Origin of the sequence: Cupriavidus sp. SIMBA_020 (assembly GCF_046535395.1) — a bacterium.
GTDB classification, from domain to species: Bacteria; Pseudomonadota; Gammaproteobacteria; order Burkholderiales; family Burkholderiaceae; genus Cupriavidus; species Cupriavidus campinensis.
This window is the reverse complement of record NZ_JAWRWU010000002.1, coordinates 255,512-269,909: the sequence shown is the minus strand read 5'-3', so window position 1 is coordinate 269,909 and position 14,398 is coordinate 255,512. Positions and strand designations below refer to the sequence as shown.

At 67.8% G+C, this 14,398-nt stretch carries 12 protein-coding genes; 4 read left to right on the top strand and 8 right to left on the bottom strand.

The genetic code is table 11. From position 1 onward, the window contains the following. Positions 1 to 4: 4 nt before the first annotated feature. Positions 5 to 772: a polyphosphate kinase 2 gene (gene ppk2, locus SB751_RS05410; protein WP_410747880.1), complete on the bottom strand. Its 768-nt coding sequence runs from the start codon at positions 770 to 772 to the stop codon at positions 5 to 7. Positions 773 to 1,068: 296 nt separating this feature from the next. Here ppk2 and SB751_RS05405 point away from each other — a divergent pair, with 296 nt between their 5' ends. The 4 genes from SB751_RS05405 (at position 1,069) to SB751_RS05390 (ending at position 5,824) form a co-directional block, all read left to right on the top strand. After that, positions 1,069 to 1,323, top strand: a complete 255-nt coding sequence (locus tag SB751_RS05405; protein ID WP_144197860.1) for an RNA-binding protein — start codon at positions 1,069 to 1,071, stop codon at positions 1,321 to 1,323. Between the two features lie 134 nt (positions 1,324 to 1,457). After that, the gene (locus SB751_RS05400; RefSeq protein WP_144197859.1) at positions 1,458 to 2,219 is read left to right on the top strand and encodes a M48 family metallopeptidase; all 762 of its coding nucleotides are present in this window, start codon (positions 1,458 to 1,460) and stop codon (positions 2,217 to 2,219) included. Positions 2,220 to 2,490: 271 nt separating this feature from the next. Further along, positions 2,491 to 4,176, top strand: a complete 1,686-nt coding sequence (gene aspT / locus SB751_RS05395; RefSeq protein WP_144197858.1) for an aspartate-alanine antiporter — start codon at positions 2,491 to 2,493, stop codon at positions 4,174 to 4,176. A 19-nt stretch (positions 4,177 to 4,195) separates the two neighbouring features. Next, complete coding sequence (locus SB751_RS05390) at positions 4,196 to 5,824, top strand: bifunctional aspartate transaminase/aspartate 4-decarboxylase (protein WP_211944017.1); 1,629 nt, start codon at positions 4,196 to 4,198, stop codon at positions 5,822 to 5,824. 48 nt (positions 5,825 to 5,872) lie between these two features. Here SB751_RS05390 and SB751_RS05385 read toward each other — a convergent pair whose 3' ends face one another. The 7 genes from SB751_RS05385 to hutH form a co-directional block, all read right to left on the bottom strand. Then, positions 5,873 to 6,298 (bottom strand): hypothetical protein, encoded by a 426-nt coding sequence (locus SB751_RS05385; RefSeq protein ID WP_410747842.1) that lies wholly within the window; start codon positions 6,296 to 6,298, stop codon positions 5,873 to 5,875. A gap of 531 nt (positions 6,299 to 6,829) precedes the next feature. Next, positions 6,830 to 7,645, bottom strand: a complete 816-nt coding sequence (hutG, locus tag SB751_RS05380; protein WP_144197855.1) for an N-formylglutamate deformylase — start codon at positions 7,643 to 7,645, stop codon at positions 6,830 to 6,832. Between the two features lie 28 nt (positions 7,646 to 7,673). After that, the gene (locus SB751_RS05375; protein ID WP_313818933.1) at positions 7,674 to 9,080 is read right to left on the bottom strand and encodes a formimidoylglutamate deiminase; all 1,407 of its coding nucleotides are present in this window, start codon (positions 9,078 to 9,080) and stop codon (positions 7,674 to 7,676) included. Then, positions 9,077 to 10,330 carry an imidazolonepropionase gene (gene hutI / locus SB751_RS05370; RefSeq protein WP_410747841.1) on the bottom strand — a complete coding sequence of 418 codons (1,254 nt, stop codon included), beginning with the start codon at positions 10,328 to 10,330 and terminating at the stop codon, positions 9,077 to 9,079. Before hutI ends, SB751_RS05375 begins: the two co-directional genes overlap by 4 nt. Next, positions 10,327 to 10,950, bottom strand: coding sequence for a HutD family protein (locus SB751_RS05365; protein WP_144197852.1), 624 nt, complete (start codon positions 10,948 to 10,950; stop codon positions 10,327 to 10,329). The genes hutI and SB751_RS05365 overlap by 4 nt, the downstream gene beginning before the upstream one ends. Before the next feature lie 31 nt (positions 10,951 to 10,981). Next, positions 10,982 to 12,685 carry a urocanate hydratase gene (hutU, locus tag SB751_RS05360; RefSeq protein WP_144197851.1) on the bottom strand — a complete coding sequence of 568 codons (1,704 nt, stop codon included), beginning with the start codon at positions 12,683 to 12,685 and terminating at the stop codon, positions 10,982 to 10,984. 58 nt (positions 12,686 to 12,743) lie between these two features. Beyond that, entirely contained in the window at positions 12,744 to 14,321 is a 1,578-nt protein-coding gene (gene hutH, locus SB751_RS05355) for a histidine ammonia-lyase (RefSeq protein WP_144197850.1), read from the bottom strand. Positions 14,322 to 14,398: the final 77 nt, after the last annotated feature.

The window sequence follows — 14,398 nt, the reverse complement described above, 5'->3', positions numbered from 1 at the left end:
ATCGTCAGAACCGCGCGGCGATATGGCGGAACGGGTGGTCAGACTCCCGGTAGCCGCCGCGCTTCTGGCGCGCGGGCAGCTTGGGCGCCTTGCGCGCCGGCGCCTGGTACGGAATCTTGTCCAGCAGGTCGCTGATGATGTTCAGGCGCGTGCGCCGCTTGTCGTTCGAGTCGGCCACATACCAGGGCGTGTCGGGGGTGTCCGTGGCGGCGAACATGGCGTCGCGCGCACGCGAATAGTCGTACCAGCGGCTGTAGGACTTCAGGTCCATGCCGGTCAGCTTCCAGATCTTGCGGCCATCGTGGATGCGCGCCTGGAGCCGCCGGGTCTGCTCGGCCTGGCTGACCTCCAGCCAGTACTTGATCAGGATCACGCCGGAGGCGACGATGGCGCGCTCCACCAGCGGCACCGAGCGCAGGAAGGTATCCACCTCTTCCGGCGTGCAGAAGCCCATCACGCGCTCCACGCCGGCGCGGTTGTACCAGCTGCGGTCGAAGATGACGACCTCGCCGGCGGCCGGCAGGTGCGGCAGGTAGCGCTGCAGATACATCTGGCTTTTCTCGCGCTCGGTCGGGGCGGGCAGCGCCACCACGCGGAAGATGCGCGGGCTTACGCGCTCGGTCAGCGCCTTGATCGTGCCGCCCTTGCCGGCGCCGTCGCGCCCCTCGAAGACGATGCAGATCTTGCTGCCGCTGTGCACCACCCACTGCTGGAGCTTGACCAGCTCCACATGGAGTTCGCGCAGCGCCGCGAGATAGTCCTTGTTCGACATGCGCGCGCCATCCGCCTGCGGCGGCGGCGGGGCGTCCGGCGTGGGCTCCGGGGTGTCGTGCAGCGCTTCATCGCGCTTGCCCTTCTTCGATGACTTGCTCATGCGCGGCCCTCCTGTGGCAGGGGAGAAACAGGGAGCATTCCACTTACAGTGTGGTGGCTATGCCGGGCGGAGGCAATCGGAAACAGATTGGCCTTTGGGCCCGCCCCGGTTGCCGCGCGCGGCGCGTGGGGCTAAGGTTCGAGTGCGGGCGCCGCCGACCCGCCATTCACCCGGTTCCGCCAGGAGGCGCGATCATGGCCCTATTCATGCTGACCAACGTGCCGGACGGCACCTCGGACGAAGAACTGCTCGCCTTCCTCGCCAAGTACGGCATTCCGGCGCCGGACGAGATCGAGCATATCGAGGGCGACGGCTCGCGCCCCTCGGTCATGCTGACCTTCCACGCGGTGGATGCGGACGCGCTCCAGCTGCTGCGCCCGCGCATCCACGACATGTACTGGAAGAACAAGCGGCTCTCCGTGATGGTGCTGCACGAGCGGTATACCTGAGGCGCCCGCGCCGCCTGCCATGTCGGACGAACTCCACTAGCCAGCCCCCCGCCGGCTTGCCTATCCTTTCCCTGCGCCGCATCCCCCGCGGATGTTGTCTGCAAGACATGACATTTGACGAATCAGGGAAGACTATGAACCGCTTCACCGCCCCCGCCACTGCGGCCAGCGCGGCCCTTGGCTGCGCGCTGCTGCTCGCCGGCTGTGCCGGCGCCAACATGGACAGCCTGACGCAGGCCGGCGGCAGCCTGTTCACCGCCGCCACGCTCTCCGACATGAGCGTCAAGCAGCTCTCCGACCAGTCCTGCGCCGAGATGGACAAGAAGAACACGCTCGCCCCGCCGGACAGCCCGTACACCAAGCGGCTCGCCACCGTGATGAGCGGCCTGCAGAACACCGGCCTGCCGCTGGACGCCAAGGTCTACGTGACCAAGGACGTCAACGCCTGGGCCATGGCCAACGGCTGCGTGCGCGTCTACAGCGGGCTGATGGACATGATGACCGACGACGAGGTCCGCGGCGTGCTCGGCCACGAGGTGGGCCACGTGGCGCTCGGCCACACCAAGTCGGCCATGCAGGTGGCCTACACCACCGCCGCCGCGCGCGGGCTGCTCGGCGCTACCGGCAACGCCACGCTGACCGCGCTGTCCTCGTCGCAACTGGCCGCCATCGGCGAGCAGTTCGTCAACGCGCAGTTCTCGCAGCGCCAGGAAAGCGCCGCCGACGACTACTCGTTCGACCTGCTGACCAAGAATGGCGCCAATCGCCAGGCCCTGGTCACCGCGTTCCAGAAGATGGCCACGCTCGATGGCGGGCAGTCCAGCATGCTGAGTTCGCACCCGGGCTCGGCCCAGCGCGCCCAGCATATCCAGGAGCGGCTCGCCAGCGGCAAGTAATGATTGCGGCGCCGGCGCCACCCCCCGGCGCGGCGTCCGATTCGTCACATCCCCCCAATGCGTTTAATACGCATTCAAAACAATTCAGTACAGGCTGAATAGGGCCAAGCGGATAATCCTCCACGTCTGCCGCCCCCGGCAGGCGTCCGACGAGGAGCCCCCGCCGCGCCATGGATTTCCCCCGCCCTCCCGGTTCGCCTCCCGCGCGCCGCACACCTCCCCTGTCGTTCCCCGTCAACTCTTGACCCTGTGTCGCGTTTCAGGAGGCCCCATGGATTGGTTGCACACCATCTTCCAGAAATCACCCGAGTCGGCGCTGTTCCTGTCGCTGGCGGTCGGGTACGCCATCGGCAAGATCACATTCGGCAAGTTCCAGCTGGGTGGCGTGGCCGGCTCATTGCTGGCGGCCGTGGTCATCAGCCAGGTGGGCGTGGAGATCGACAACGGCGTGAAGGCCGTGATGTTCGCGGTCTTCATCTACGCGGTGGGCTATGAAAGCGGCCCGCAGTTCTTCAACTCGCTCAACCGCAGTTCGCTGCGCGAGATTGCCATGGCGGTGTTCATGGCCGTGGCGGGGCTGGTCACGGTGGTGGTGCTGGCCAAGATCTTCCACCTCGACAAGGGCATCGCGGCGGGGCTGGCGGCGGGCGGCATGACCCAGTCCGCCATCATCGGCACGGCCGGGGACGCCATTACCAAGCTCGGTCTGCCGCCGGACCAGGTGAAGATCATGCAGGCCAACGTCGCCATCGGCTACGCGGTGACCTATGTGTTCGGCTCGCTCGGCGCGATCATCGTCTGCGTGAATATCCTGCCGCGCTTCATGGGCAGCGACCTGAAGACCGACTCCAGGAAGGTGGAGGCGGCCATGCACGGCGGCCTGCCACAGTTCGGGCCGGGCCAGGCGGGCGCGCTGCCGCGGCTGGTGGGCCGGCTGTTCCGCGTGGCCGGGGCGGCAGGCCAGACCGTGGCCCAGATCGAGATGAGCGGCGAGGATCTTGTCACGGTGGAGAAGATCCAGCGTGGCGGCAAGGCGCTCGAGTTCAGGCAGGACACCGTGCTGCACGAGGGCGACATCGTGCTGCTGGTGGGCCGGCGCGACGCCATGGTGCCCACGGCGCTCCAGATCGGCGAGGAAATTGCCGACGCGGAAGGCATGGGCATGGTCATGCAGACCCGCCGCGCGGTGTTCACGGCCAAGGGCATGAACAACAAGCCGCTGGGCGAGATCGTGGCCGGCGTGGAGCGCGAGATGCGGCACGGCGTGTACCTGGAGCGCATCGAGCGCTACGACCACACGCTGCCAATCCTGCCGGACCTGAAGCTCCAGCACGGCGACATCATCACCTTCTACGGCACCCCGGCGGACACCAAGCGCGCCGCCGAGCGCGCCGGCTACGAGCTGGTGCCGAGCGAGAAAACCGATTTCGTCTACTTCGGCGCCGGCGTGCTGGTGGGGCTGCTGATCGGCCTGCTGGTGGTGCGGATCGGCGATATCCCGCTCACGCTGGGCTCGGGCGGCGGCGCGCTGCTGTCCGGCCTGGTGTTCGGCTGGGCGCGGTCCAAACATCCGATGTACGGCGCCATGCCGACTGCCGCGTGCCAGCTGCTGAAGGACTTCGGCCTGGCCGCCTTCGTGGCCATCGTCGGCATCAACTCGGGCCTCCAGGCGGTGCACACATTGCGCGACAGCGGGCTGACCATCTTCCTGCTCGGCGCCGTGGTTACCCTGCTGCCGCTGTTCCTGACCATGCTGTTCGGCCGCTATGTGCTGCGCTACGACAACGCCGCGCTGCTGGCTGGCGCGCTGTCCGGCTCGCGCAGCGCCAACCCGGCCTTCGGCGGCATTCTGGACAAGGCGGAAAGCCCGGTGCCCACCGTGCCGTTCGCCATCACCTACGCGCTGGCCAACGTGCTGCTGACCCTGCTGGGTCCGCTCGTGGTCGGACTGGTCTGATTTCCTGAAGGAGCGATTGATGAGCAAACCGGATCTTGCAAAACTCTCCAGCCTCTCGCCGTTCGAACTCAAGGACGAACTGATCCAGCTGGCCAGCGGCGACGCCAACCGCCTGATGCTCAACGCAGGGCGCGGCAATCCGAACTTCCTGGCCACCGTGCCGCGCCATGGCTTCTGGCAGCTTGGGCTGTTTGCCATGCGCGAGTCGGAGCGGTCGTTCTCGTACATGCCCGAGGGCGTGGGCGGCTTTCCGCGGCGGGCCGGCATCGAGGAACGCTTCGACCTGTTCGCGCGCGAATTCGAGGATGTGCCCGGGGTGAAGTTCCTGGCCGGCGCGGTGTCCTACGTGCGCGACCAGCTCGGCCTCAATGCCGGGGATTTCCTGTACGAGATGTGCGAAGGCATCCTGGCCTGCAACTACCCCGTGCCGGACCGCATGCTGAAGCTGTCCGAGGTCGTCGTCGGCCAGTACATCCGCAAGGAGATGATCGGCAGCCATCCGTTCATCGGCGAGTTCGACCTGTTCGCGGTGGAAGGCGGCACGGCCGCCATGACCTACCTGTTCAACTCGTTCCGCGAGAACCACTTGATCAAGGCCGGCGACACCATCGCGCTGGGCATGCCGATCTTCACGCCGTACATCGAGATCCCCGAGCTGAACGACTACCAGCTGGTGGAGTTGATGGTCGATGCCGACCCGAAAGCGGGCTGGCAGTACTCCAAGCAGGAGTTGGACAAGCTGCGCGACCCCAAGGTCAAGGCGTTCTTCCTGGTCAACCCGAGCAACCCGCCGTCCGTGCGGATGAGCGACGAAAGCCTGGAGTACCTGGCCTCCATCGTCGAGTCCCGCCCGGACCTGATCATCCTCACCGATGACGTGTACGGCACCTTTGCCGATAACTTCGTCTCGCTGTTCGCGCTCTGCCCGCGCAACACCATCCTGGTGTACTCGTTCTCGAAGTATTTCGGCGCCACAGGCTGGCGGCTGGGCGTGATTGCCACGCACCGCGAGAACATCTTCGACGAGCAGCTGGCCAAGCTGCCGGAGGCGCAGCGCAAGGCACTGCACAAGCGCTACAACTCCATCACCACCACACCGGACCAGCTCAAGTTCATCGACCGCATCGTGGCGGACAGCCGCACCGTGGCGCTGAACCACACGGCGGGGCTCTCCACGCCGCAGCAGGTGCAGATGGTGCTGTTCTCGCTGTTCTCGCTGATGGACACGCCGGACGCCTACAAGCAGGCCATGAAGCGGCTGATCCGCAACCGCAAGGCCGCCCTGTTCCGCGAGATCGGCATCGCGCCGGAGAACGCCGACGATCCGAATGCGGTGGATTACTACACGCTGCTCGACATCGAACAGCTCGGCGGCAAGGCCATCGGGCCCGAGTTCGTGAAGTGGGTGCTGGACTCGGCCGAGCCCGTGGAACTGCTGTTCCGCCTGGCGGAGGAAGCTGGCGTGGTGCTGCTGCCGGGCCGGGGCTTCGGCACGCGCCACCCGTCTGGCCGGGTGTCGCTGGCGAACCTGAACGAATCGGACTACGTGAAGATCGGCCGCTCGATCCGGAAACTGTTCGAGGAATACGTCAAACGGTACAACGAGGCGACCGGCAACAAGGCCGATGCGAAGGTGACGAAGAAGTAGAGGGAATGGGCGGGGGATTGCCCCGCCCATTCCCTCCGGCGAAGCGCCCTACTCGCTCTTCGCTTTGCAGCATCGATTCGGGCACCCCGGCCCAAATTCTATGGCTACCGACGAATCGGTGGCACCGCTGTAGTCCCGCCCTGTCGGATTCAGGCGCACCGTCGCCCCGCCGTAGACGATGGTCTTCGGCTCCTCGCCCATGCTGACAAGGAAATCCTTTATCCAGTCGGCGCGCCGCTCCGCAATGGCCTCGGATGCTCCCCGTTCCTTTACATAGCTCACCAGGATGAACAGATCGCGTTTTGGGTAGCTGCGCTGCATCTCCGCAACCCAGGCACCTAGCCTGCCAGCCTCCGCACCGGCTAACTGATCGGCCTCGGTGAAAAACCTCGCGTTGAACTGCTCGCCCGGCTTGCATGCCAATGCGATGGCGCTACCGCATACCAACGCCAAAGCTATCAGGGATCGGGCCATGCACGACAACATACCCCGCCACGTTGTCTGCGTTCGTGATGCATGCGGGATGCCTGGCGCGCGCAAGCGCGAGGGAGCTTCATTGGTCATGTTCGGGCCGATCAGCGTGACATGATCTGCCGACGCCGTCGCGGTGTCCCTATGGTCGGCCTTGTGCTGGCCTTGTGCTGGCCTTGTGCTGGCTTGACGTCGACCGATGTCAAGGTGAGGGCGTTACCAGGACGCCCGTGATACGTCTCGTCGATGGCTTCGCAGGAGGCCCGGACGAAGTCCGGTTGACAGTGCTGCGGGCAGTACGTGACGAACACGTAGAGAGGTGGATCCGTATGCAGGATGTGCCTGCATGGCCTTGCATTCGGCGCGTCGTTTTGCTTCACCTTACGTCTCCCTTTCTGGCAGAAGCCAAAAGGCTGACGTAATGCGATCACCAACGTCTATAGCAATTCTCTTGAATGCGACCGAACCAATGGAATCGCTCGGGGCGACTTCCTCATTGCAATGGGAATGCAAACCTCCCCGAGCGATAGTGGCTTAACGCGCCTCCACAAACCCCAGCACGGTCTCCAGCATCTGCCGGATGGCTGGCTGGATGGCGCCCGCCTTGGACGGGTCGTAGGCAAACGGGTAGACCTCTTCCATGTACGACGACTGCGTCAGCTCAAGCTGGATCGCGTGCACGCCGTTGGCCGGGTCGCCGTACTGGCGCGTGATGTAGCCACCCTTGAAGCGGCCATTGAGCACGGCGGTGTGCGCCGGCACCGCGCTGGCAATCGCCAGCACATCGGCCGCCAGGCCCTTGTCGCAGCTGGCGCCGTCCGCCGAACCGAGGTTGAAGTCGGTCAGCTTGCCTTCGAAGAAGCGCGGCAGCACCGAGCGGATCGAGTGGGCGTCCCACAGGGCGATGGTGCCGTGCTCGGTCTTCAGGCGCTTCAGTTCGTCCTGCAGGGCAGCGTGGTACGGATGCCAGATCGCGTCGCGGCGCTGGGCGATCTCGGCGTCGTCGGGGCCGTTCGAGCCATCGGCGTAGACCGGCGTCTTGTCGAAGGTGTCGACCGGGCACAGGCCCGTGGTGTCCTGGCCCGGGTACAGGTTGGCGTTATCGGGCGGGCGGTTCAGGTCCACCACGTAGCGCGAATGGGTGGCCATCAGCACGGAAGCGCCCAGCTCGCGCGCGAATGCGTAGAGCCGGTCCATGTGCCAGTCGGTATCGGGCACGGTGCGCGCCTCGGCCGTGAGGCGGGCGGCCAGCGGCGCGGGCAGGTACGTGCCGACGTGCGGCATCGACACCAGCAGCGGGCGCGTGCCGCGATGCAGGGTGAAGGCGGGGGTATCGGTGGAGAAAGACATCGTGATCCAGGGGGGCTGCTTCAGGGAATCAGTCGGCCAGCAGGCCGGCGCGCGTGGCGGCGAACAACCGGGCTGCCTCCGCCTGTTGCGGATGCGACCCATGCTGCACCCGGCGGATGCCGGCGGTGCGGACCTCCGCTAGTGTCTCATGCCCGTGACTGGCGAACACGTGGGTCGCCAGCGCGCGTGGGCCGTCCAGCCCCGCCAGCGTGGCGTGGGCACCGTCCAGCACAAGGAAATCGGCCTGCTGGCCCACTGCCAGCCCGGCCACGGCGCGCGCCGCCGCGCGGGCGCCGCCTGCCACGGCTTCGAGCCAGAGCCGGTCCGCCACCTGGGCATGCTGCGCGGAAGCCAGCACATTGCGCCGTTGCAGCCCCAACCGCTGGCCGTATTCGAAGGTTCGTAGTTCTTCCGCCACGCTTACGCTCGCGTGGCTGTCCGAGCCGATGCCCCACGCGCCCTGCTGGGCGAGGTAAGGCGCGGCGTCGAACACGCCATCGCCCAGATTGGCCTCGGTAGTCGGGCAGATGCCGGCCACCGCGCCGCTGTGGGCCAGCCGCCGGCGCTCGTCCCAATCCATATGCGTGGCGTGGATCAGGCACCAGCGCGCATCGACCGGCGCGTGGTCGAGCAGCCACTCCACCGGCCGCACGCCGCACCAGGCCAGGCAGTCATCCACCTCCTTCTGCTGTTCGGCGATGTGGATATGCACCGGCGCGGTGGCGTCCATCGCGTGCAGCCCGGCCACGGCGCGGGCCAGGCTCTCCGGCGGCACCGCGCGCAGCGAATGCGGCGCCAGCCCGAGCCGCGCGCCGTGCTCGGCGCAGGCCGGGGCAAGGTCGCCAAGCAGCGCCAGCATGGCATCCGTCCCGTGCAGGAAGCGCCGCTGGTCCGCCTGCGCCGGCTTGCCGCCGAAGCCGGCGGTCTGGTACAGCACCGGCAGCAGCGTCATGCCGATGCCGGCCCGGCGCGCCGCGCGCAGCAGCCGCAGCGACATCTCGGCGGGCGTGGCGTACGGCTGGCCCGCCGGGTCATGATGGACGTAATGAAATTCGCAGACGCTGGTATAGCCGGCGCGCAGCATCTCTATATAGAGCTGGGTGGCGATGGCCTCCAGCGCGTCCGGCGAAAGCCGCAGCGCGAAGCGGTACATCAGCGCGCGCCAGCTCCAGAACGAGTCCCCGCCGGCCGGGTCTTCGTCTGCCGCGATGCTGCGGTACTCGGTCAGCCCGGCAAAGCCGCGCTGGAACGCGTGCGAGTGAAGGTTGGGCATGCCCGGCAGCACCGGGCCGGCCGCGTGCTCGTCTCCCGGGGCGGCGGCAGCGTCGGGCGTGACCTCGGTCAGCCGGCCCTGCGCATCCCAGCCCAGGCGGACGTTAAGCGCCCAGCCTTCGGGCAGGAGGGCCGATGGCGCGAAGAGGTGACCGGCGCTCATGCCTTAGCTCCCGCGCCGGTTTCGGTCGGATAAATCCGCCCCTGCCGCACCACTGCCGCGCAGGGATTGCGGCCGAACCAGTACGCCAGCTCGGCCGGCGTGGCCACCTGCCACAGCACGAAGTCCGCCACGCGCCCGGCGGCGAGCGTGCCGTGCCGGTCCGCCGCGCCCAGCGCGTGCGCCGCGTGGGTGGTCACCCCGGCCAGCACCTCGGGCACGGTCATGCGGAACAGCGTGCAGGCCATGTTCATCATCAGCAGCAGCGAGGTGGTTGGCGAGGTGCCCGGGTTATGGTCGGTCGCCAGCGCAATCCGCACGCCGTGCTCGCGCAGCAGCGCCAGCGGCGGCAGGTGGGTATCGCGCAGGAAGTAATAGGCGCCCGGCAGCAGCACGGCCACGGTGCCGGCGGCGGCCATGGCGCGCACGCCGGCCTCGTCCAGATGTTCGAGATGGTCGGCGGACAACGCGTGGTGGCTCGCCGCCAGCGCCGCGCCGCCGAGGTTGCTCAACTGTTCGGCATGGAGCTTCACGGGCAGGCCATGGCGCGCGGCGGCCTCGAACACGCGCCTGGTCTGCGCGGGCGAGAAGCCGATGCCCTCGCAGAACGCATCCACGGCATCGACCAGCCCTTCCCCGGCCAGCGCCGGCAGCATGGTGTCGCAGACCAGATCGATATAGTCGTCCGCCTGGCCCAAGTACTCGGGTGGCAGCGCGTGCGCGCCCAGGAAGGTGGTGTGGACGGTGACGCCGAAGGCCGTGCCAAGCCGGCGCGCCACGCGCAACTGCTTGCGCTCGGCGTCCAGCGAGAGCCCGTAGCCGGATTTGATCTCGATGGCGGTCACGCCTTCGGCCAAAAGCGGCCGCAGCCGCCCGGCGGCCTGGGCGAACAGCGTGTCCTCGTCGGCCTCGCGCGTGGCGCGTACCGTGGAGACGATGCCGCCGCCGGCCCGGGCGATCTCCTCGTAGCTGGCGCCGGCCAGCCGCATGGCGAACTCGTCGGCACGCTGGCCGCCATAGACCAGATGGGTATGGCAATCGACCAGGCCGGGGGTGATCCACGCCCCGCCGGCGTCGTGGCGCGGCAGGTGGCGATAGGTGTCCGGCAGCGCCGCGTGGGTGCCGAGCCAGACGATGCGGCCATCGGCCACGACGATGGCGCCATCGCGCAGCGCCGTGTCCTGCCCGGGCTCGGGCAGCAGGTGGCAGTGGTGCCAGACGCCATCGGCGGATGGCGCGTGGGAAATCGTCATTGAGCAGGCTCCATTTGCAGCAATACGCGCAGGCACAGCGCGGAGATTTCAGCGGGCGCCAGCGCCAGCCGGCCCGACGCGCCGCCAGCCCCGGCGGACACCAGCAGGCCCTCGCCGTCCCGCAGCGACAGGCCATCGGCACTGCGCCATTCGCCCCGGATCACGAACACCATCACGGCATCGTTGCCGGTTTCCACCTCGAACGGCTGGCGCTGCAGGGCCACGTCGGCGTGGCACACCCCGCGCCGCGCCATCACGTTGAAATCGCGCGTGGGGCCCTCCACCAGCGTGGCGTGCACGGCCGTATCGCCGGCAAACCCGAATGGCTCGCCGATGGCCGTGAGCTTGTGGCAGAACGAATCGTCGTGGGCCTGCAGATGCACGCCGGCGCCTTCCAGCAGCGCGATCTGGCGGTCGATGCCGGGAAAGGCCGAGAACGGCCCATCGGCAACGATGTCCGCCACGCTCACGCGCCACGCGAAGGCGTCCATGCCCGCGCCCGGCGGCCACACGGCAATTTCGCGCGTGGTGCCGCCGCCGTTCTTCCACGGCGTGGGGGCGATGGCGTCGAGGGCAAACCGCGTCACACCCGGTGCCACTCCCGGCTCCAGTTCCTTCATGCTCGCTTCAACCTTTCAAGCGTTCAACCCTTCAACCTTTTACCATCGGCAGGTCCAGGCCCTTCTCCCGGGCGCAGGCGATGGCGCTCTCGTAACCGGCATCGGCATGACGCATGACACCCGTGGCCGGATCATTCCAGAGTACACGTTCGATGCGCTTCGCGGCGGCGTCCGTGCCATCGCAGACGATCACCACGCCGGCATGCTGCGAGAAGCCCATGCCCACCCCGCCGCCATGGTGCAGGCTGACCCAGGTGGCGCCGCCGGCAGTGTTCAGCAGCGCGTTGAGCAGCGGCCAGTCTGACACGGCGTCGGAACCGTCGCGCATGGCCTCAGTCTCGCGGTTCGGCGAGGCCACCGAGCCGCAGTCGAGGTGATCGCGCCCAATCACGATGGGCGCCTTGAGTTCGCCCGACTTCACCATCTCGTTGAACGCCAGCCCGGCGCGATGGCGCTCGTCCAAACCCACCCAGCAGATCCGCGCCGGCAGGCCCTGGAAGGCGATGCGGTCACGCGCCATGTCCAGCCAGCGGTGCAGGTGCTTGTCCTCGGGGAACAGCTCCTTCATCTTGGCGTCGGTCTTGTAGATGTCTTCCGGGTCGCCCGACAGCGCCACCCAGCGGAACGGCCCCTTGCCACGGCAGAACAGCGGGCGGATATAGGCCGGCACGAAGCCCGGGAAATCGAACGCGTTCTTCACGCCCTCGTCGAAAGCCACCTGGCGGATGTTGTTGCCGTAGTCCAGCGTCGGCACGCCCATCTCCTTGAAGGCCAGCATCGCCTTCACATGCTTGACGATGGACGCGCGCGCGGCGGCTTCCACCGCCTTCGGGTCGCGCTGGCGCAGGTCTTCCCACTGCGCCACGGTCCAGCCTTCGGGCAGGTAGCCGTTGACGAGGTCATGCGCCGAAGTCTGGTCGGTGACGATGTCCGGGCGCATGCCGCCGGCCTGGGCGCGGCGCGCCAGCTCCGGCACGATCTCTGCCGCGTTGCCGAGCAGGCCCACCGAGATGGCCTCCTTCTTCGCGGTGGCGTCGGCGATCATGGCCAGCGCCTCGTCCAGCGTGGTGGCCTTCTTGTCCACATAGCGCGTGCGCAGGCGGAAGTCGATGCGCGACTCCTGGCACTCGATGGCCAGCACGCAGGCCCCGGCCAGCACGCCAGCCAGCGGCTGCGCGCCGCCCATGCCACCCAGCCCGGCCGTCAGGATCCACTTGCCGGCGAGGTCGCCACCGAAGTGCTGGTTGCCGGCCTCGACGAAGGTCTCGAAGGTGCCCTGCACGATGCCCTGCGTGCCGATATAGATCCACGAGCCGGCGGTCATCTGGCCGTACATCATCAGTCCGGCGCGGTCCAGCTCATTGAACTTGTCCCAGTTGGCCCAGTGCGGCACGAGGTTGGAGTTGGCGATCAGCACGCGCGGCGCGTCAGCGTGCGTGCGGAAAATGCCCACCGGCTTGCCTGACTGCACCAGCAGCGATTCGTCCTCGCCCAGGCGGCGCAGGCTGTCCAGGATGGCGTCGAAGCATTCCCAGTTGCGCGCGGCCTTGCCGATGCCGCCGTAGACCACCAGGTCCTGCGGGCGCTCGGCCACGTCGGGGTCGAGGTTGTTCTGGATCATCCGGTAGGCGGCCTCGATCAGCCAGTTCTTGCAATGCAGCTGGCTGCCGTGCGGTGCGCGGATTTCGCGCTGGCCGCGCTGGGGAGTGTCGAATTGGCGTTCGTTAGCGTTCATGGTCGGGGGCTCCGTGCTGGGAGATTCGAATTTGTCAGATAGGGATCGACGGCTGGTATCAGCTGGCATTGGTCGGCAGGATCGCGCGCACGGCCTCGGGCCAGCCGGCCCCGGCATCGCCCTGCACAACCCATTGCTTCATGGCCTCGATGTCGGGCGCGAGGTAGCGGTCGCCCTCGACAAAGTCCACGCGGGCGCGGATGCGCGCCAGTTCCTGCTCCACCAGCGGCGACGACTTCAGCGGCCGGTGGAACTCGATGCCCTGCGCGGCGGCCATCGCCTCGATGCCGACGATCACCGCCGTGTTGGCCGCCATCTCGCCAAGCCGGCGCGCGCCGTAGGTGGCCATCGACACATGGTCTTCCTGGTTGGCGGAGGTGGGCAGGCTGTCCACGCTGGACGGATGCGAGAGCGACTTGTTCTCTGAAGCGAGTGCCGCCGCCGTCACCTGCGCGATCATGAAACCGGAGTGCAGGCCGCCATCGCGCACCAGGAACGGCGGCAGGCCGGACAGCCCGGTATCGAGCAGCAGCGCCAGCCGGCGTTCGGAAATCGCGCCAATCTCGGCGATAGCCAGCGCGAGGATGTCGGCGGCGAAGGCCACCGGCTCGGCGTGGAAGTTGCCGCCCGAGACCACGTCGCCCTGCTCGGGGAAGACCAGCGGGTTGTCCGACGCCGCGTTGGCCTCGATGCGCAGGATGCGCGCGGCATGGGTCAGGTTGTCCAGGCAGGCGCCCATCACCTGCGGCTGGCAGCGGATCGAGTACGGGTCCTGCACGCGGCCGCAGCCCTTGTGGGAATCGACGATCTCGCTGCCGTCGAGCATCGCCCGCACCGCGCCGGCCACCTCGATCTGGCCGACCTGGCCGCGCGCGGCGTGGATGCGCGCATCGAATGGCTTGACCGACCCCTTGATGGCCTCGAGCGAAAGCGCTCCGGCCACCAGCCCGGCCGCGAAGGCGTCTTCGGCGGCGAACAGGCCGGCCAGCGCCAGCGCCGTGGACACCTGCGTGCCGTTCAGCAGCGCCAGCCCTTCCTTGGGACCGAGCGCGAAGGTCTCCAGCCCGGCGTGGGCCAGCCCCTGCGCGGCCGGCACGCGGCGGCTATCTATATAGACATCGCCCACGCCGATCAGCGTGCACGACATATGCGCCAGCGGGGCGAGGTCGCCGCTGGCGCCCACCGAGCCCTTGGCCGGGATGCACGGCGTGACGCCGTGGTTGGCCAGCGCCAGCAGCGCCTCGATCACGGCCGGGCGCACGCCCGAATGACCGCGCGCGAGGCTGATGGCCTTCATCGCCAGGATCAGGCGCACGGTGTCCGCCGCGAGGTCCGGGCCGGTGCCCACGCTGTGGGAGAGCACGAGGTTGCGTTGCAGCTCGGCCAGCTTGTCATGCGGAATGCGCGACTGGGCCAGCTTGCCGAAGCCGGTGTTGATGCCGTAGACCACGGCGTCGGCGTCGATGATGTCCTGCACGGTGGCCTGCGCCGCGCGCACGCCGGCCCAGGCCGCGTCCGCCATCGCCAGGCGCACTTCGCCCCGATAGATGCGGCGCAGGTCGGCCAGGGAGACGTGGCCGGGGTCCAGCGTCAGTACGGGGCGGGAATCGAGGCGGGAATCAGAAATGGCTGTCATGTGCTGCATCGTCCTGTTGGATCTTTTGAGAATCGGCTCAACCGCGTTCTAAAATCAGTTGTATGAACCTGTCTATA

Bases quoted from the DNA above. Each gene is read 5' to 3' on its own strand.
- ppk2 (WP_410747880.1), bottom strand. From the start codon at position 772: ATGTCGAACAAGGACTATCTCGCGGCGCTGCGCGAACTCCATGTGGAG.
- SB751_RS05405 (WP_144197860.1), top strand. From the start codon at position 1,069: ATGGCCCTATTCATGCTGACCAACGTGCCGGACGGCACCTCGGACGAA.
- SB751_RS05400 (WP_144197859.1), top strand. From the start codon at position 1,458: ATGAACCGCTTCACCGCCCCCGCCACTGCGGCCAGCGCGGCCCTTGGC.
- aspT (WP_144197858.1), top strand. From the start codon at position 2,491: ATGGATTGGTTGCACACCATCTTCCAGAAATCACCCGAGTCGGCGCTG.
- SB751_RS05390 (WP_211944017.1), top strand. From the start codon at position 4,196: ATGAGCAAACCGGATCTTGCAAAACTCTCCAGCCTCTCGCCGTTCGAA.
- SB751_RS05385 (WP_410747842.1), bottom strand. From the start codon at position 6,298: ATGGCCCGATCCCTGATAGCTTTGGCGTTGGTATGCGGTAGCGCCATC.
- hutG (WP_144197855.1), bottom strand. From the start codon at position 7,645: ATGTCTTTCTCCACCGATACCCCCGCCTTCACCCTGCATCGCGGCACG.
- SB751_RS05375 (WP_313818933.1), bottom strand. From the start codon at position 9,080: ATGAGCGCCGGTCACCTCTTCGCGCCATCGGCCCTCCTGCCCGAAGGC.
- hutI (WP_410747841.1), bottom strand. From the start codon at position 10,330: ATGACGATTTCCCACGCGCCATCCGCCGATGGCGTCTGGCACCACTGC.
- SB751_RS05365 (WP_144197852.1), bottom strand. From the start codon at position 10,950: ATGAAGGAACTGGAGCCGGGAGTGGCACCGGGTGTGACGCGGTTTGCC.
- hutU (WP_144197851.1), bottom strand. From the start codon at position 12,685: ATGAACGCTAACGAACGCCAATTCGACACTCCCCAGCGCGGCCAGCGC.
- hutH (WP_144197850.1), bottom strand. From the start codon at position 14,321: ATGACAGCCATTTCTGATTCCCGCCTCGATTCCCGCCCCGTACTGACG.